Origin of the sequence: Nocardioides sp. N13(2025), from assembly GCF_051912545.1 — a bacterium.
Lineage (GTDB): Bacteria > Actinomycetota > Actinomycetes > Propionibacteriales > Nocardioidaceae > Nocardioides.
The window spans coordinates 1,481,574-1,497,736 of the sequence record NZ_CP196809.1; the positions used below are offsets into that span (position 1 = coordinate 1,481,574).

Annotated in this window: 17 protein-coding genes and 3 tRNA genes; 10 read left to right on the top strand and 10 right to left on the bottom strand. The window is 71.5% G+C overall.

What is annotated here, in order from left to right; all coding sequences use genetic code 11:
* Both ACS3YM_RS07050 and ACS3YM_RS07055 read right to left on the bottom strand, forming a co-directional pair.
* The gene (locus ACS3YM_RS07050) at nt 1-420 is read right to left on the bottom strand and encodes a YciI family protein (protein WP_439939364.1); all 420 of its coding nucleotides are present in this window, start codon (nt 418-420) and stop codon (nt 1-3) included.
* A complete protein-coding gene (locus ACS3YM_RS07055; protein ID WP_439939365.1) occupies nt 383-733 on the bottom strand; it encodes a YciI family protein in 351 nt (116 codons plus the stop codon). Before ACS3YM_RS07055 ends, ACS3YM_RS07050 begins: the two co-directional genes overlap by 38 nt.
* Nucleotides 734-867: 134 nt before the next feature.
* On the opposite strand from ACS3YM_RS07055, the gene pgm reads away from it, so the two are divergent.
* Nucleotides 868-2,511 (top strand): phosphoglucomutase (alpha-D-glucose-1,6-bisphosphate-dependent), encoded by a 1,644-nt coding sequence (pgm, locus tag ACS3YM_RS07060; protein WP_439939366.1) that lies wholly within the window; start codon nt 868-870, stop codon nt 2,509-2,511.
* Here the strand turns inward: pgm and ACS3YM_RS07065 are convergent.
* The 3 genes from ACS3YM_RS07065 to ACS3YM_RS07075 form a co-directional block, all read right to left on the bottom strand.
* Nucleotides 2,492-2,839 carry a hypothetical protein gene (locus ACS3YM_RS07065; RefSeq protein ID WP_439939367.1) on the bottom strand — a complete coding sequence of 116 codons (348 nt, stop codon included), beginning with the start codon at nt 2,837-2,839 and terminating at the stop codon, nt 2,492-2,494. The two genes, pgm and ACS3YM_RS07065, sit on opposite strands and share 20 nt — an antisense overlap.
* Nucleotides 2,840-2,979: 140 nt before the next feature.
* On the bottom strand, nt 2,980-3,297 hold the full coding sequence (locus ACS3YM_RS07070) for a hypothetical protein (protein WP_439939368.1): 318 nt from the start codon (nt 3,295-3,297) through the stop codon (nt 2,980-2,982).
* Between the two features lie 73 nt (nt 3,298-3,370).
* The gene (locus ACS3YM_RS07075; protein ID WP_439939369.1) at nt 3,371-5,026 is read right to left on the bottom strand and encodes an acyl-CoA dehydrogenase family protein; all 1,656 of its coding nucleotides are present in this window, start codon (nt 5,024-5,026) and stop codon (nt 3,371-3,373) included.
* Between the two features lie 87 nt (nt 5,027-5,113).
* On the opposite strand from ACS3YM_RS07075, the gene ACS3YM_RS07080 reads away from it, so the two are divergent.
* The 3 genes from ACS3YM_RS07080 to ACS3YM_RS07090 are packed head-to-tail and all read left to right on the top strand — an operon-like array spanning nt 5,114 to nt 7,801.
* The gene (locus ACS3YM_RS07080; protein ID WP_439939370.1) at nt 5,114-6,079 is read left to right on the top strand and encodes a YihY/virulence factor BrkB family protein; all 966 of its coding nucleotides are present in this window, start codon (nt 5,114-5,116) and stop codon (nt 6,077-6,079) included.
* Nucleotides 6,080-6,117: 38 nt separating this feature from the next.
* Nucleotides 6,118-7,173, top strand: coding sequence for a potassium channel family protein (locus ACS3YM_RS07085; RefSeq protein ID WP_439939371.1), 1,056 nt, complete (start codon nt 6,118-6,120; stop codon nt 7,171-7,173).
* A 4-nt stretch (nt 7,174-7,177) separates the two neighbouring features.
* Nucleotides 7,178-7,801, top strand: coding sequence for a hypothetical protein (locus ACS3YM_RS07090; protein WP_439939372.1), 624 nt, complete (start codon nt 7,178-7,180; stop codon nt 7,799-7,801).
* Here ACS3YM_RS07090 and ACS3YM_RS07095 read toward each other — a convergent pair.
* Complete coding sequence (locus ACS3YM_RS07095; RefSeq protein ID WP_439939373.1) at nt 7,798-8,595, bottom strand: IclR family transcriptional regulator; 798 nt, start codon at nt 8,593-8,595, stop codon at nt 7,798-7,800. The two genes, ACS3YM_RS07090 and ACS3YM_RS07095, sit on opposite strands and share 4 nt — an antisense overlap.
* A gap of 137 nt (nt 8,596-8,732) precedes the next feature.
* Here ACS3YM_RS07095 and ACS3YM_RS07100 point away from each other — a divergent pair, with 137 nt between their 5' ends.
* The 3 genes from ACS3YM_RS07100 to ACS3YM_RS07110 are packed head-to-tail and all read left to right on the top strand — an operon-like array spanning nt 8,733 to nt 12,705.
* On the top strand, nt 8,733-10,112 hold the full coding sequence (locus ACS3YM_RS07100; protein ID WP_439939374.1) for an MFS transporter: 1,380 nt from the start codon (nt 8,733-8,735) through the stop codon (nt 10,110-10,112).
* The gene (locus ACS3YM_RS07105) at nt 10,109-11,728 is read left to right on the top strand and encodes an arylsulfatase (protein WP_439939375.1); all 1,620 of its coding nucleotides are present in this window, start codon (nt 10,109-10,111) and stop codon (nt 11,726-11,728) included. The genes ACS3YM_RS07100 and ACS3YM_RS07105 overlap by 4 nt, the downstream gene beginning before the upstream one ends.
* A 2-nt stretch (nt 11,729-11,730) precedes the next feature.
* Complete coding sequence (locus tag ACS3YM_RS07110; protein WP_439939376.1) at nt 11,731-12,705, top strand: formylglycine-generating enzyme family protein; 975 nt, start codon at nt 11,731-11,733, stop codon at nt 12,703-12,705.
* A 74-nt stretch (nt 12,706-12,779) separates the two neighbouring features.
* Here ACS3YM_RS07110 and ACS3YM_RS07115 read toward each other — a convergent pair whose 3' ends face one another.
* The 4 genes from ACS3YM_RS07115 to ACS3YM_RS07130 all read right to left on the bottom strand — a co-directional run bounded on the left by ACS3YM_RS07115 (nt 12,780) and on the right by ACS3YM_RS07130 (nt 14,183).
* Nucleotides 12,780-13,697, bottom strand: coding sequence for a hypothetical protein (locus tag ACS3YM_RS07115; protein WP_439939377.1), 918 nt, complete (start codon nt 13,695-13,697; stop codon nt 12,780-12,782).
* Nucleotides 13,698-13,909: 212 nt separating this feature from the next.
* Nucleotides 13,910-13,984, bottom strand: a tRNA-Val gene (locus ACS3YM_RS07120).
* Nucleotides 13,985-14,004: 20 nt separating this feature from the next.
* Nucleotides 14,005-14,075: transfer RNA gene (locus ACS3YM_RS07125), tRNA-Cys, on the bottom strand.
* Nucleotides 14,076-14,110: 35 nt separating this feature from the next.
* A tRNA-Gly gene (locus ACS3YM_RS07130) sits at nt 14,111-14,183 on the bottom strand.
* A gap of 139 nt (nt 14,184-14,322) precedes the next feature.
* Between ACS3YM_RS07130 and ACS3YM_RS07135 the strand changes: the two genes are divergently transcribed.
* From ACS3YM_RS07135 to ACS3YM_RS07145, 3 genes are read left to right on the top strand one after another with little or no spacing between them, the layout of a single operon-like run.
* On the top strand, nt 14,323-15,153 hold the full coding sequence (locus ACS3YM_RS07135) for an aminotransferase class IV (RefSeq protein ID WP_439939378.1): 831 nt from the start codon (nt 14,323-14,325) through the stop codon (nt 15,151-15,153).
* Nucleotides 15,150-15,512, top strand: coding sequence for a phosphoribosyl-AMP cyclohydrolase (gene hisI, locus ACS3YM_RS07140; protein ID WP_439939379.1), 363 nt, complete (start codon nt 15,150-15,152; stop codon nt 15,510-15,512). Before ACS3YM_RS07135 ends, hisI begins: the two co-directional genes overlap by 4 nt.
* Entirely contained in the window at nt 15,505-16,125 is a 621-nt protein-coding gene (locus tag ACS3YM_RS07145; RefSeq protein WP_439939380.1) for a Trp biosynthesis-associated membrane protein, read from the top strand. The genes hisI and ACS3YM_RS07145 overlap by 8 nt, the downstream gene beginning before the upstream one ends.
* Nucleotides 16,126-16,163 lie beyond the last annotated feature (38 nt).

Here is a 16,163-nt window from a genome sequence, read left to right on the forward strand (position 1 = left end):
TCAGGAGGGGTCCACGGTCGGGTGGATCTGGATGTCGTAGGGCGGCAGCACCGACAGGAGGTCCACGACGACGTCGAGGTCGGGAGCCTCGAGGAGGTAGAACCCACCCATGCCCTCGATGGCCTCGGCGTAGGGACCTTCGGTGAGGTGGACCCGGCCGGCCGTCGTACGCATCACGGTGGCGTCGCCGGGGTCCGACAGCGCCTCGCCGGCCAGGATCTCCACGCCCGCACGCTCCCGGCAGGCCCGGTCGAAGTCGCCGAACCGCGCCATCACGGCGGACTTCTCCTCGTCGGTGTGCTCCGACCACGGCACGGTGTCGCCGTCGCCGATGAGCAGCACGAGGTACTTCATGATCTCGACCTCCTCTCCTGGGTCGAGCTCACTGGGCCAGTCGCCGGAGCTCGATGTGCTCGCCACGGCTCGCGAACCGCTCGAGGGCGTCGCGCAGGCCGGCCTCGTCCTCGGTCTCGACGAGGTAGAAGCCGACCACCTGCTCCGCGGTCTCGCTGAACGGCCCGTCGGTGACGAGCGTGCCGCCGGTGCCGTCGGGGCGCATCGAGGTGGCGCGGTCGGAGGGCTCCAACGGGCTCACCGTCACGAGGGTGTGGCCGCCGGCGCTGAGGTCCTCGTGGAACTGCAGGTGGGACCGGTGGCCCTTCTCGTGCTCCTCGGGCGGCAGGTCGGCCCACTCGGCCTCGGGTGCGGGCAGCAGGATCAGGTAGCGGCTCATGGGGTGGATCGGCTCCTTCGACGGCGCGGACCGCAGGTCTGCGGCCTCAACACTGTGACGTATCGACCGGACGCGATTCGACAACGCCGGGCCCCTTTCTCGACGGGACTCTCCTGACGCACCAAGATGGGCCCATGGCCATCCACGACCGAGCCGGACAGCCCGCCCGCACCGAGGACCTGGTGGACGTCTCCCACCTCGTCACGGCCTACTTCGACCTCGAGCCCGATCCCGACGACGTCTCGCAGCAGGTCGCCTTCGGCACCAGCGGCCACCGCGGCACCTCGCTCACCACCTCCTTCAACGAGGTGCACATCGCGGCGACGACCCAGGCGATCTGCGACTACCGCAAGGAGCAGGGCTTCGACGGCCCGCTCTTCATCGGCCGCGACACCCACGCGCTGTCCGAGCCGGCCTGGGCGACGGCGCTGGAGGTGCTGGTCGCCAACGACGTGACCGTGCTGGTCGACGACCGGGACGGCTTCACCCCGACCCCCGCGGTGAGCCACGCGATCCTGCGCGCCAACCAGGGGCGTACGACGGGCGCGGGCCTGGCCGACGGCATCGTGGTCACGCCGTCGCACAACCCGCCCCAGGACGGCGGCTTCAAGTACAACCCGCCCCACGGCGGACCGGCCGACTCCGACGCCACCTCCGTCATCGCCGCACGGGCCAACGAGCTCATCCGCGGCAACATCGCGGGCGTGCACCGGGTGGCCTTCGCCAAGGCCCGCGCGGCCGTCGGTTCCTACGACTTCCTCGGGACCTATGTCGACGACCTGCCGTCGGTGCTCGACATCGACGCGATCCGCGACGCGGGCATCCGCATCGGCGCGGACCCGCTCGGCGGCGCGAGCGTGGCCTACTGGGGCGAGATCGCCGACCGGCACCGCCTCGACCTGTCGGTGGTGAACCCGCTGGTGGACCCCACGTGGCGCTTCATGACGCTCGACTGGGACGGCAAGATCCGGATGGACTGCTCCTCGCCGCACGCGATGGCGTCACTGGTCTCGCGCAAGGACGAGTACGCCATCGCGACGGGCAACGACGCCGACGCCGACCGGCACGGCATCGTGACCCCCGACGCGGGCCTGATGAACCCCAACCACTTCCTGGCCGTCGCGATCGCCCACCTCTTCGGCGGGGCGAGGCCCGGGTGGCCGGCGGGGACCAGGATCGGCAAGACGCTCGTGTCGAGCTCGATGATCGACCGGGTGGCCGAGGCCATCGGCAAGCCCCTGGTCGAGGTGCCGGTCGGCTTCAAGTGGTTCGTGCCCGGCCTGATGGACGGCTCGTTCGGCTTCGGTGGCGAGGAGTCCGCGGGCGCGTCTTTCCTGCGCCGGGACGGCTCGACCTGGACGACCGACAAGGACGGCATCCTGCTGGCGCTGCTCGCCAGCGAGATCCTCGGCGCGACCGGCCGGACGCCGAGCGAGCACTACGCCGCGCTGGTCGCCGAGCACGGCGACCCGGCCTACGCGCGCATCGACGCCCCTGCGAACCGCGAGGAGAAGGCCAAGCTCGGGGCCCTGTCGCCCGACGACGTCACCGCCACCACGCTGGCGGGGGAGCAGATCACCGGCAAGCTCACCGAGGCGCCGGGCAACGGAGCGAAGATCGGTGGACTCAAGGTGACCACCGAGTCGGCGTGGTTCGCCGCGCGCCCCAGCGGCACCGAGGACGTCTACAAGATCTACGCCGAGTCGTTCCGCGGGCCGGAGCACCTGGCCCAGGTGCAGGACGAGGCCCGGGAGGTCGTCAGTACGGCTTTGCGGTGAGGAAGTGCATCTCGCCGCTCTTCTGGGCGGGCACGGTGACCGGGCCCGCCTCGATGGGACCGCGTCCCGCGCCGCCGTGCGCCCGGGTGTCGACGAACTCCTCGCCCTCGAGCTGGGCGCGTGAGAACTTCACCGCGGCCACCTCCTCGAGCCGGACGAGGAACTGCCCTCCGTCGCCGTCGTCGAGGACGGCTCCCAGGCCGTCGCACCCGAGCACGCGGCCGTCGAGCCAGTTGCCCTGGACGAGCACCTGCACCGCGCCACCGGAGTCCTCGGCGTGCCGGAGCAGCGTTCCGACGCTGAACATCGTGCTGGACATCTTGGTCATGCGAATACCCCCCACAAGGTATGGATGACCGGAACCTACGGCCGCCCGCCGACGCCCGCCCTGCAATGGGACGAGCGTGACCGAGGCCTTCGACGAACCTTGACGAACCAGGCAGGAATCACGGCACTGGTGCGGACCGGTCAGGCGCCCACCGGGCCTGCGGCGATCGGCTCGCGGACGCGACGGCCGTGCGACCGGGGCGTCGGTGCGGCGGTGGTGTCGTTCTCGCCGGCGTCGTCGATGTCGGCGCGGGAGAAGCTCACCGCGACGACGGAGTCCAGGCGCACGAGCACCTGCTGGCCGTAGCCGTCGTCGAGGATCGCGCCGAGGCCGTCGGCCCCCACGATGCGCCCGTCGAGCCAGCAGCCCTGCACGAGCACGCGGACGGGTGCCCCCGCGTCCTGCGCGTGCCGCAGCAGGGTGCCGACGGTGAAGAGCGTGCTCGACTGGCTGGGCAAGGTGTCCCCCTAGGATCGCGGCAACGCTACGTCCGGGACCCCCCCTCGCGCAGCGAAAGCAGAGAAGTCGCCGTCAGGTGCGCGGGGTCGCCCGGTCGACGACCGTCCTCAGTGATCCGGCGGTCAGCATGCCGAACGTGCCGCCGTACGACGTTCCGAACCGGCTGCCGCAGAAGGCGTCGGCGACCTCCGCCGGCGCGAAGCGCACCAGGAGCGAGCCCTGCAGACAGGCGGCCATCTGGCCCGCGAGGCGGCGGGCTCCGGTCTCGAGCCCGGCCGTGTCGCCCAGCAGTGCGAGGGTGTCGTCGACGGCGCGGTCGAGCCGGCTGTCGGCCCCGCGGGCGGCCCCGACCTCGGTGATCCAGGCCTGCAGCACCTCGGGCTCGCGACCCAGCGCCCGCAGCACGTCGAGGGCGTTGACGTTGCCCGAGCCCTCCCAGATGGAGTTGAGGGGCGACTCGCGGAACATCAGCGGCAGGCCGGAGTCCTCGACGTAGCCGTTGCCCCCGAGGCACTCGAGCGCCTCGGCCACCATCGCCGGGGTGCGCTTGCAGACCCAGAACTTCGCGAGCGGCAGGGCGATCCGGCGCAGGGCCGCCTCGTGCGGGTCACCGGGACGGTCCACGGCGGCCGCCAGTCGCATCGCCAGGGCGGTCGCGGCCTCGGACTCGACCGCCAGGTCGGCCACGACGTTCTGCATGAGCGGCTTGTCGACGAGCAGCCCGCCGAACGCCGAGCGGTGCGCCACGTGCCAGGACGCCTCGGCCAGTGCGTGGCGCATGAGGGCGGCCGAGCCGAGGACGCAGTCGAGCCGCGTCGCGGCGACCATCTCGATGATCGTCCGCACGCCGCGCCCCTCGTCACCGAGGCGCTGGGCGAGCGTGCCGTCGAGCTCGAGCTCGCTGGAGGCGTTGGAGCGGTTGCCCAGCTTGTCCTTGAGGCGGACCACGTCGAGGCGGTTGCGGGTGCCGTCGGCCAGCACGCGGGTCACCACGAAGCAGGTGACCCCTCCGGCGGCCTGGGCGAGCACCAGGAAGACGTCGTTCATCGGGGCGGAGGTGAACCACTTGTGCCCGTGCAGCGTGTACCAGCCGTCCTCCGCGGTCGGCACGGCTCGCGTGAGGTTGGCGCGCACGTCGGACCCGCCCTGCTTCTCCGTCATCCCCATGCCCGCGAGCGCGCCGGTCTTCGCCGACCTCGCCCGGACCCCCGGGTCGTAGGACCGGGCCGCCAGCAACGCGGTCCACTCCTTGGCGATCGCGTCGTCGGCCCGCAGCGCCGGCACGGCGGCGTACGTCATCGAGATCGGGCACCCGTGCCCGGGCTCGGTCTGCGACCAGGCGAAGAAGCCGGCCGCGCGGCGCAGGTGGGCGTGCTGGTCGCCGGCCTCCTGCTGCTCCCACGGCGCAGCCTGCAGGCCGTGCCCGACCGCGCGCTCCATCAGCCAGTGCCACGAGGGGTGGAACTCGACCTCGTCGACCCGGTTGCCCCAGCGGTCGTACGTCGTCAGCTCGGGGTGGTGCCGGTTGGCGAGCCTGCCGTGCTCGCGGGCCTCCTCGGTGCCGGCCTCGGCGCCCAGCGGAGCGAGGTCCTCGACGAGCTCCGCCGATCCGTGGCGGGTGATCGCCTCGGTGAGCGCGAGGTCGGAGGTGACCACGTTGTGGCCGACCAGGGCGGGTGCCTGGTTGGTGGCCGTGCGCAGTCCGTCGGCGTCGGGGAGAGCGGTCATTACCCAACAGTAGGACTCGCGCACCACGTCGTGTGACCCGCGGCCGGGATTCACTGTCCGGCGCCGGTTCGCCGATAGCGTGGACCCGTGGTCGAGGCGCGTGAGGAGAACCCTGCCCGGCGCCGGGTCGAGATCCTCGCGCGCCGCTGGGGCGAGCACCTGTGGCGGGTCGTCGTCACGACCGTGGGGTCGTGCCTGCGTCACCGGGTCACCGGCCTCGCGGCCGAGGCGGCGTTCTTCGCCGTGCTCTCCGTGCCGCCCCTGGTGTTCGCGTTGGCCGGCTCGATCGGCTTCGTGAGCGACCGGTTCACCGCCACCCAGATCGAGGACATCCGCAACGCGGTGCTCGAGGTCTCGCGGCAGGCGCTGACCGAGCGCGCGGTCGACAAGATCATCCAGCCGACGATCGACACGGTGCTCAACGGCGGTCGCTACGACGTGATCTCGATCGGCTTCGTGCTCGCGCTGTGGTCCGGCTCGCGCGCGCTCAACGTCTTCGTCGACACGATCACGATCATGCACGGGCTCGGCGGGCACCGCGGGATCGTCGCGACCCGTGCCCTGTCCTTCGTGCTCTACGCCCTGGCCATGGTGACCGGCGCCGTGAGCATCCCGCTCGTGGTCGCCGGGCCGACACTGGTCGACCGGGTGCTCCCACCCCGCCTCGACTTCCTCAACAGCCTCTACTGGCCGGTCGTGCTCGCGGTCTGCATCTGCTTCCTCGCGACCCTGTTCCACGTCTCGGTGCCGGTGCGGACCAAGTGGCGCTTCAACCTGCCCGGCGCGACGTTCGCGCTGTTCTGCTGGGTCGCCGGCTCGTACGCCCTGCGCTGGGTGCTGACGGTCACCGCGGCGGAGTCCCGGTCGATCTACGGACCCCTGGCGGCTCCGATCGCCGTGCTCCTGTGGCTCTACCTGCTGGCCCTGGCCGTGCTCATCGGTGCGGCGGTCAACGCCGCCTTCGACACCGTCTTCCCGCAGAAGAACACGACGCGCGCGCGGCTCGAGCTGGTGCAGCGCCTGCGCGAGCGGATCACCGTGCGAGACTCCTGACCGTGCACCTCGACAGCAGTCACCCCAGCGTGGGGCGGGTGTCCCTGCCGGAGCGGGCGAGGTCACCGTGGTGGGAGCTCCTGCGCCGACTCCTGATGGCCGTGGCGATCCTGCTCGGCACGGTGCTCCTCGTCTACCTCGACCGCGAGGGCTACCGCGACGGCAACGACCCGCGCAACGAGATCAGCTGGATCGACGCGATCTACTACACGACCGTCACGCTGAGCACGACCGGCTACGGCGACATCGCTCCCGTGTCGGACCAGGCCCGGCTGGTCAACGCGTTCGTGATCACGCCGGCCCGCATCGCCTTCCTGGTGCTGCTGATCGGCACCACCCTGGAGGTCCTCGCCTCCCAGGGACGCGAGATGTTCCGGGTCGCCCAATGGAGGAAGAGGAACATGGACCAGCACGTCGTCGTCGTCGGCTACGGCACCAAGGGTCGCAGCGCGATCGACACGCTCGTGAGCAACGGCTACGACCCGTCCTCGATCGTCGTCGTCGACCCGGGCCCGTTCGCGCTGGAGGAGGCGAACCGCGACGGACTCGTCGGGATCGCGGGCGACGCCACCCGTCGGGGCGTGCTGCGCCAGGCCGGCGTCGAGAAGGCCACCCACGTCATCATCACCACCGACCGCGACGACTCCAACGTGCTCGTCACGCTCACCGTGCGCCAGCTCAACCCCGACGCGTGGATCGTCGCGTCCGTGCGCGAGCAGGAGAACGTGCCGCTGATGCGTCAGTCCGGCGCGAACTCGGTCATCACGTCCTCCGACGCAGTGGGACGACTGCTGGGCCTCTCGTCGATGTCGCCGATGCTCGGCTCGGTGATGGAGGACCTGATGACCTACGGCGAGGGCCTCGAGGTCGCCGAGCGCGACCTGCTGGTCAACGAGGTCGGCAAGCAGCCGCAGCGGCTGCCCGACCAGGTGATCGCGGTGATCCGCGACGAGAAGGTCTACCGCTACTTCGACCCGGTGGTCTCGCTGCTCGCCCGCGGCGACCGGCTCATCGTCGTGCGCCCCGCGAAGGAGCTGCCGTGGGCGCCGCGCCCCGGCACCCACGGCGAGGACCTCGCCGAAGAGGACGACTGATCCGTTGATCGCCTCGCACGCCCACCGCTTCGTCTTCATCAAGACCCGCAAGACCGCCGGCACCAGCCTGGAGATCGCGCTCTCGCGCCACTGCGGACCCGACGACATCGTCACCCGCATCAGCCCGGCCGACGAGGAGCTGCGCGCGGCCGCCGGGGGCGCGGGACCGCAGAACGACGCGACGTCACCCAGCTCGTACGCCCACATGGGCGCGCGCCGGGTGATCGAGGTGATCGGCCGCGAGACGTGGGACGACTACTTCACCTTCGCGGTCGAGCGGAACCCCTACGACGTGGTGGCCTCGTCCTACCGCTACAGCGCGCGCAAGCCCACCTTCACCAAGACCTTCGCCGAGTTCGTGCGCACCCCGCGCCGCCTGGACCGGCTGGCGCTCAACGAGCGCCTCTACCGCCTCGGCGGGAGGATCGTCGTGGACCGGGTCTACCGCTACGAGGAGCTGCCGGCCGCGGTCGCGGACCTCTCGACCCGCCTGGGCCTGGACCTCGACCTCCCGCACGCCAAGCAGGGCAGCGGCCCGCACTACCGCGAGCTCTACGGCCCCGGTGACGCCGAGATCGTGGGGGAGCGGTTCGCCCGGACGATCCGGGAGTTCGGCTACGAGTTCTAGGCGTCCCCGGCGTCGCGGTGACCGAGCCGGCGGGCGATCTGCGCAGCAGCGTCCCGCAGGTGCGGCAGCAGCTCGTCCATCCGCTCGTCGGACAACCGCTCCGCCGGAGCGGTGATCGACAGGACCGCAGCCAGGTCGCCGTGCGCGCCGCGCACCGGCACCGACATCGTGTGCACGCCCTCGATCGTCTCCTCGAACGCGCGCGCGTGCCCCGTGCGGCGCACGCCCTCGACCTGGCGCCGCAGGTCCTCGGGCGTGGGCGGGTTCACCGGCACGACGCCGGTGAGGTCGCGGTCGCCGAGGATGCGCAGGATCTCGTCGTCCGGTCGTTCGGCGAGCAGCACGCGGGCGGGGGCGCCGAACCAGAGCGGCAACGGGCGGCCGACGTCGAAGCGGGCGTTGAGCCGGCGTGGGGGCTCCACCTGGTCGACGTGGATCAGTCGGTCCGCGTGCCCGACGGACAGGCCCACGGTCTCGGCGACCTCCGCCATGAGGTCGGTCATGGGGCCCACGGAGGCGGCGTGCAGGCTGAGCCCGCGCTGGTAGGCCGACCCGAGCGCGAGCGTGCGCGGACCCAGTCGGTAGCGCCGGGTCGCGGCGTCCTGCACCGCGAGGTCCACGCCCTCGAGCTCGACGAGGATGCGCTGCACAGCCGACTTCGAGAGCCCCGTGCGCTCGGCGATCGTCCGCACGCTCGGGGGAGCGCTGTCCGCGGCGAGGGTGTCGAGGACCGCGACCGCGCGGCGCAGCAGGCTCCGCTCCTCCGGGCGGCTCGGACTCGGTGACAGGGTCACGCAGGCACTCCTCGGGTGGGTGACAGGCGAAGGCAGGCACTCCTTGACACACCGTGTCCGCGCCCGAACACTGGCGCCTGGTGTCCCGCTCTCGGGAACACTGTCCCACCGAGTGGGACATGACGCAAGGAGACCCCATGTCACAGCCGGGTACGACGGCGACCGCCGCACCGCAGGCACCGAGCAGCCGTGCCGAGATCCGACGGGTGGCCGGCGCGAGCCTCCTCGGCTCCGTCGTCGAGTGGTACGACTTCTTCCTCTACGGGACGATGGCCGCGCTGGTGTTCAACAGCCAGTTCTTCCCGACCTTCGACCCGCTGGTCGGGACGATGATCTCGTTCGCCACCTTCGCCGCTGGCTTCGTCACGCGCCCGCTCGGGGGCTTCATCTTCGGCCACTTCGGCGACCGCATCGGGCGCAAGAAGATGCTCGTGATCACCATGCTCATCATGGGCCTGTCGACCTTCGCGATGGGGCTCCTGCCCAACTACGCCACCCTCGGCGTCGCGGCTCCCATGCTGCTGCTCTTCCTGCGGATGCTGCAGGGCATCGGGCTCGGCGGCGAGTGGGGCGGCGCCGTCCTCCTCTGCGTCGAGCACGCGCCGGACGGCCGTCGCGGCTGGTTCTCCTCCTGGCCGCAGCTCGGCGTGCCGATCGGCCTGCTCACCTCCACCCTCGCGGTGACCGCGGTGACGCAGCTGCCCGAGGCGTCGTTCCAGTCCTGGGGCTGGCGGGTGCCGTTCCTCATCTCGATCGTGCTGGTCGTCGTGGGCCTGGTGATCCGTCTCAAGATCGAGGAGCCGCCCGCCTTCAAGGAGCTCGAGGAGGCCGACGCCAAGGCGGCGCTGCCGCTCGTCGAGGTCTTCCGCAAGCACCCCAAGGTCACCCTGCTCGCGATGGGTGCGCGGGTCAGCGAGAGCGTGACCTTCAACATCTACAACGCCTTCCTCGTCACCTACACGGTCACCGTGCTCGGGCTCGCGGCGTCCGTCGTGCTCGACGCGCTCCTGGTCGCCTCCGTCGTCGGGTTCTTCGCGATCCTGGTGTCGGGCCGGCTCTCGGACCGGTTCGGTCGCCGCCCCGTGTTCGCCACCGGCGCCGGGCTCGCGCTCGTCAGCGCGGTGCCGATCTTCGCCCTGGTCAACACCGAGAACGCCGCGCTGATCACCCTCGGGGTCGTCGTCGGGTGGGGCCTGGCGGCCTGCATCATGTTCGGGCCCGAGGGCGCGATGTTCGCCGAGGTCTTCCCCACGCGCGTCCGCTACTCCGGCATGAGCGCGGTCTACCAGATCGGCGTGATCCCGACCGGGGCCGTGGCGCCGCTCATCGGCACGTCCCTGGTCAGCGCGTGGAGCGGCTCGGTGTGGCCGGTGGCCGTCTACGTGATGGCGATGGCGCTGATCTCGCTGGTCTCGGTGTTCTTCCTCCCGGAGACCCACCGCCGCGACCTGCGTGACGCGACGGCGTACGACGGCGAGCGGACGCTGGCCGAGACGGGCACGGGGCCGGCTCGATGACCGACGCCGACCGGCGTCCGGACGTGCTGCTGATCCTGGCCGACGACATGGGGTTCTCCGACATCGCCTGCTACGGCGGGGAGGTGCGGACACCGTCGCTGGACCGGCTCGCCGCGGGCGGCGTCCGGATGACGCAGTTCTACAACACGGCCCGCTGCAGCCCCTCCCGGGCGTCGCTGATGACCGGCCTCCACCCGCACCAGGTGGGGATCGGGATCCTCAACTTCGACGACGCGCCCGACGGCTATCCCGGCAACCTCAGCGAGGAGTGCGCCACAGTGGCCGAGGTCTGCCGCGATGCCGGCTACGCCACCTACCTCTCCGGCAAGTGGCACCTCGCCGTCGACATGGACACCCCCAACCCGGCGTGGCCCACGCGACGCGGCTTCGACCGCTTCTTCGGGACCCTCGAGGGCGCCGGGTCGTTCTACCGGCCGCGCACGCTGGTGCGGCAGGAGACCAACGTCGAGCACGAGGCGGAGCAGCCGGGGTGGTTCTACACCGACGCCATCTCGGACACGGCCGTGGAGTTCCTGGCCGAGCACGACGAGCAGCGCGGCGACGACCCCTTCTTCCTGTTCCTCGCCTACACCGCCCCGCACTGGCCGCTGCACGCGCACGACGAGGACATCGCGACCTACGCCGGCCGGTTCGACGCGGGGTGGGACCAGCTGCGCGAGGAGCGCCTGGAGCGCCTCGTCAAGGAGGGGATCGTCGACGCGTCGTGGCCGCTGACGCCGCGCGACGAGCGCGTCCCGGCCTGGGAGGAGGTCGTGGACCGCGAGTGGGAGGCCTCGCGCATGGCGACCTACGCCGCGCAGGTCGACCGCATGGACCAGGGGATCGGGCGCGTGCTCGACCAGCTCGAGGCCACCGGCCGGCTCGACAACACGCTCGTGGTGTTCCTCTCCGACAACGGTGGCTGCGCCGAGGAGATGCCGCCCGGCGACGGGGCGCGGGAGTTCGTCACCGCCTTCGTGCCGCTGCAGGAGACCACGCGCGAGGGCGAGCCGGTCGTGCCGGGCAACGACCCTGCGCTGCGACCGGGACCGGAGTCGACCTACATGTCCTACGGACGCTCGTGGGCCAACCTGTCCAACACGCCGTTCCGGGAGTACAAGCACTGGGTCCACGAGGGCGGCATCTCGACGCCGTTCATCGCCCACTGGCCGGTCGGCCTGCCGACGGACGGGTCGCTGTGCACGGTGCCGAGCCAGCTCGTCGACGTGCTGCCGACCATCGTCGACGCGGCCGGTGCTCGCTACCCCGAGCAGCGCAACGGCCGGCCCGTGCCGGCTGCGGAGGGCGCCAGCCTGCTGTCGGCCCTGCGTGGCGAGGACGAGCCCGGCGAGCGTGACCTGTTCTGGGAGCACGAGGGCAACTGCGCCGTGCGCCGTGGCCGGTGGAAGCTGGTCCGGAAGCACCGCGGCGACTGGGAGCTCTACGACATCGAGGCCGACCGCACCGAGCTGACCGACCTCGCGGCCTCGCAGCCCGACCTCGTCGCCACCCTCGCCGGGGCCTGGCAGGCCTGGGCCGACAGGTGCGGCGTCATCCCGCGCGAGAAGGTCCTCGAGATCTACGCCGCTCGCGGGCACGGGCTGCCGGAGGAGTGAGGGTGGGCTCCTGCTGCGGGCCGTCGCGCGGAGGCGCGGCGGCCATCGCCGGGGTGTGGGGAGGCGGGGGAGCGGGCGACCACCACGGGGGTGTGGTCGCCCGCTCCACCAGCAGGCACCGCGAGGTGCGGCTCCCGGGCGGGACGTTCGCCATGGGCGACGAGGGTCCCGACGCCCGTCCCGAGGACGGCGAGGGACCGGTCCGACCGGTGTCCGTCTCGCCCCTGTCGGTCGACGTGCACGCCGTCACCAACGGCCAGTTCGCTGCGTTCGCGTCCGCGACGGGCCACCGCACCACGTCGGAGGTCCTCGGCTGGTCCTTCGTCTTCGCGGGCCACGTGCACCCCGACGCCGTACGCCACGCGCTGCCCGGCCGGCCTCGCGCCACGCCCTGGTGGGTCGCGGTCGCGGGTGCCACGTGGACCTCCCCCCAGGGGCCGGGCTCGAGCATCGGGGAGCGGCTCGACCATCCGGTGGTGCACGTGTCGTGGCACGACGCGGTGGCCTACTGCACCTGGGCGGGTCGGCGCCTGCCCACCGAGGCGGAGTGGGAGTACGCCGCCCGCGGTGGGATCGAGGGTGCCCGCTATCCGTGGGGCGAGGAGCTCATGCCCGGCGGTGAGCACCACTGCAACATCTGGCACGGCAGCTTCCCGGACCACGACGAGGCCGCGGACGGCTTCGCGGGGACGGCGCCGGCCACGGCGTTCGCGCCGAACGGCTTCGGGCTGCACCAGTGCGTGGGCAACGTGTGGGAGTGGTGCGGCGACTGGTTCGACCCTGCGTGGGCGAGCAGCGGCCACGCGACGGTCGATCCGGTCGGGCCTGTGGCCGGGTCCGAGCGCGTGATGCGCGGCGGCTCCCACCTGTGCCACGACTCGTACTGCAACCGCTATCGAGTCTCCGCCCGGACGGGCACGGCGCCCTACTCGGCCACCAGCCACATCGGCTTCCGCACGGTCGCGTCGACGAGCTGACCCCGGACGCGACGAGGGCCCCGGATCGCTCCGGGGCCCTCGTTGCGTGCGGGGTGCGTCCTACGACCGATCGGTCAGGACTGGTTGTCGATCGTGACGAAGTCGACCTCGATGCGCTCCCAGCCGGACGTGCCGCTCGGGCACGAGGACTCGCACTCCTGCTGGAGCACGGTCCGCTTGAGCACGTCGGGGACGGTGGTGGTGCTGCCGTCGTAGGACCAGCGCGGCACGGCCATGTCGTCGATGAAGATCTGCACGTCGTTGCCGGCCTTCTGCGTGGCGCGGAGGGTGTGCCACTGCGTCATGTCGAAGTTGTGCGACTGCTGGACCTGGCTGCTCGAGTCCTTGTAGTGCAGGAAGGTGCTGCACCCGGTCAGGTCGGAGCCCTCGCAGTAGTCGGACTCACCGTTGAACCAGTCGGAGTCATCGGGCCAGCGCATCGGGATGATGCGGTGGGCCTGGGTGCTCGAGTCGCTGTTCCGGACGCGGAAGCGGACCGTGACGGACTGGTTGTTCCCGGCATAGGCCTGGTTCACCATCATCGAGCCGTGGTACCAGCCGGCACCGCACACACCGCTGCTCTGGTAGGCGAACAGCTGCGTCAGCACGCCGCCTGCCACCTGCAGGTTGTCAGGCTCGTTGCACCCGTCGGACGACGAGAGCTTGCCGCTGTAGGGGCTCCACTTCGCGGTGTCGACCGAGGTCCCGTTGAACTCGTCGGCGAGGACGCGGGTGAAGCCGGCCTGGGGAGCAGGAACGGCGGTCGACGTGGACGTCGTGGGCGTGGTGGTCGTGGTCGACGTCGGGTAGCAGTTGCCGCTGCCGTCCCGGTCGTGGCCAGCGGGGACCTTCTTCTGCACTCCCGAGATGTTCTGGCACCGGTCCGAGCTCTTGTAGGACTGCATGGCGAGACGGCCCCAGCCGTCGTCGTTCCACGAGGCCGCAGAGCTGAGGGAGGTCGTCACTCCGAGGAGGACGAGGACGGCCGTCACCAATATCGCTGTTCGACGGTACAAAGGCACTTCTCCAATCATCAAGGCTGTCGCCCCCGGCCCGTGCTTCACGAGGCCGTGCGACATCCGCACAGTGGGGATCTGCTACATCGACGTCGGGCCGACGAGCTCCGCAACTGCGCCATTTCCGGCACGCGAACAGACAGGGGGCCGGCCTCCCGAAGGAAGCCGGCCCCCTGACCTGCATGACGTGGTGGGCGATACTGGGTTTGAACCAGTGACCTCTTCCGTGTCAAGGAAGCGCGCTACCGCTGCGCCAATCGCCCGGGTGTTGAGTTTGTGTGCGAGGTGGGTACGGGATTTGAACCCGTGTAGACGGATTTGCAGTCCGTTGCCTCGCCTCTCGGCCAACCCACCGTGGAGGTTCCAGAATGTACGGGGGAGACCTTCCGAGCGGACAACGAGACTCGAACTCGCGACCTCAACCTTGGCAAGGTTGCGCTCTACCAACTGAGCTATGTCCGCCTGCATTTCTCTGCCGTTTCACCGGCGTCGAATGCGAGTGGAACATTAGCCCATGCCCTTCGCGGCGCCAAAATCGCCCCCCTGCCTGGCGTGTTCGCGTCGCGATCGGAGACGTGCGTGAGGCCCCTAGAGTGAGCGCATGCGTGCATGGCTCAACGGTGACCTGCTGACCGATCCGACCGCGGGGGCCGTCGCGGTCACCGACCACGGCTTCACCGTGGGGGACGGGGTGTTCGAGGCCGTCAAGACGCTGGATGGTCGGCCCTTCGCGCTGACCCGCCACCTCGCCCGGCTGACCAGGAGCGCGGCCGGGCTGGGGCTGCCCGCACCCGACCTCGACGCCGTACGACGTGGCGTGGAGGCCGTCCTGTCCGACGGCGCCGAGCGCGACCCGATCGGCCGGTTGCGGATCACCTGCACGGCCGGGCCGCACCCGATGGGCTCCGGGCGTGGCGGCGGTCCGCCGACCCTCGTGGTCGCCTACAGCGCGATCGACGTCGCTGCCGGCTCGACCTCGGTCGTCACGGTCCCGTGGACCCGTAACGAGCACGGTGCCACTGCGGGGCTGAAGACGACGTCGTACGCCGAGAACGTGATCGCGCTGGCCCACGCAGCCGAGCGCGGAGGAACCGAGGCGATCTTCGCCAACACGGCCGGGCAGCTCTGCGAGGGCACCGGCTCCAACGTCTTCTACGTCGTCGACGAGGAGCTCCGCACGCCGAGCCTCGCCGCCGGCTGCCTGGCCGGCGTGACCCGTGCGCTGGTCATCGAGTGGTGCGGCGCCCGCGAGGTCGACGAGCCGCTCACCGACGTCGTCGCCCGTGCCAGCGAGGCCTTCCTCGTCTCCACGACGCGGGACGTCCAGGCGATCGCGCGCTGGGACGACCGCGACCTGCCCGCGCCGGGGCCGGTGACGAAGGAGTGCGCGGAGACGTGGATCGCCCGCGAGGCTGAGACGATGGACCCATGAGCACTCCCGAGTCGCCGCTCGACCCCGCCCTCGCGGCGCGGCTGCACCGCACGGCCGAGGGCCTGGTCCCGGTCGTCGTGCAGCAGCACGGGTCCGGCGAGGTCCTCATGCTGGCGTGGGCCGACGACGAGGCGCTCAGCCGTACGATCGACACCGGGCGGGCGACGTACTGGTCGCGCTCGCGCCGCGAGTACTGGGTCAAGGGCGACACCTCGGGCCACGTGCAGTGGGTCAAGGAGATCCGGCTCGACTGCGACGGCGACACCCTCCTCTTCGTGGTCGACCAGGTGGGTGCTGCCTGCCACACCGGCGAGCACACCTGCTTCGACGCCGATCTCGTGCACCGCGTCGATGGCTGAACCGACCCGGGCGCGACGCACCTTCGGTCCGGTCGTGCTGCTGGGCCTCGCCGGCGCGGGGCTCGCGGCGTACGCCGGAAGCAGGCCGTGGCTCGACGTCGAGGCACCGGGTGGCGAGTGTCCTGCGGTCCAGGGGTTCGACTACTCGAGCCTGGAGCGGGGGTCCCCGCTCGCGGCGGCGCTCGCCCTCGTCGTGCTGGCGGCCTGGGGCGTCCTCCTGGTGACCCGTGGCCGGTTCCGGCGGGCCGTCGCCTGGCTCGCGGTCATCGCCTCGGTGGGCTACCTGGCCACGGCCGTCGAGGCCTACTGGTCGCTGAAGCCGGCGGCGCGGGAGGACGCGCTCGAGCGCGTCGGCAGGAGCAGTGGCGGCTGCCCGGCGGCCTCCATCTGGCTCGACAACGTCTGGTGGCCCGCCGCGCTGGTGCTCGGCATCGTGTGCATCGCCGCCGCAGCGGTGGCCGTCCGACTCGTCCCCGCGTGGCCGGAGATGGGCACGAAGTACGACGCACCCGCGGGCGCCCACCCCGCCGCGGCCGCCGGCGAGGCGGCGGTGCCCACGGAGAACATCGACATCTGGAAGGCCCTCGACGAGGGACGGGACCCGACCGCCTAGACTCGGCGCGGCAACCGCCCCACTGATGAACCCGGTCG

What these genes read in the sequence shown, in the direction of transcription:
- ACS3YM_RS07135 (WP_439939378.1), top strand. Translation starts at nt 14,323, where the DNA reads ATGCGTGCATGGCTCAACGGTGACCTGCTGACCGATCCGACCGCGGGG.
- ACS3YM_RS07055 (WP_439939365.1), bottom strand. Translation starts at nt 733, where the DNA reads ATGAGCCGCTACCTGATCCTGCTGCCCGCACCCGAGGCCGAGTGGGCC.
- ACS3YM_RS07100 (WP_439939374.1), top strand. Translation starts at nt 8,733, where the DNA reads ATGTCACAGCCGGGTACGACGGCGACCGCCGCACCGCAGGCACCGAGC.
- ACS3YM_RS07145 (WP_439939380.1), top strand. Translation starts at nt 15,505, where the DNA reads ATGGCTGAACCGACCCGGGCGCGACGCACCTTCGGTCCGGTCGTGCTG.
- ACS3YM_RS07065 (WP_439939367.1), bottom strand. Translation starts at nt 2,839, where the DNA reads ATGACCAAGATGTCCAGCACGATGTTCAGCGTCGGAACGCTGCTCCGG.
- pgm (WP_439939366.1), top strand. Translation starts at nt 868, where the DNA reads ATGGCCATCCACGACCGAGCCGGACAGCCCGCCCGCACCGAGGACCTG.
- ACS3YM_RS07075 (WP_439939369.1), bottom strand. Translation starts at nt 5,026, where the DNA reads ATGACCGCTCTCCCCGACGCCGACGGACTGCGCACGGCCACCAACCAG.
- hisI (WP_439939379.1), top strand. Translation starts at nt 15,150, where the DNA reads ATGAGCACTCCCGAGTCGCCGCTCGACCCCGCCCTCGCGGCGCGGCTG.
- ACS3YM_RS07105 (WP_439939375.1), top strand. Translation starts at nt 10,109, where the DNA reads ATGACCGACGCCGACCGGCGTCCGGACGTGCTGCTGATCCTGGCCGAC.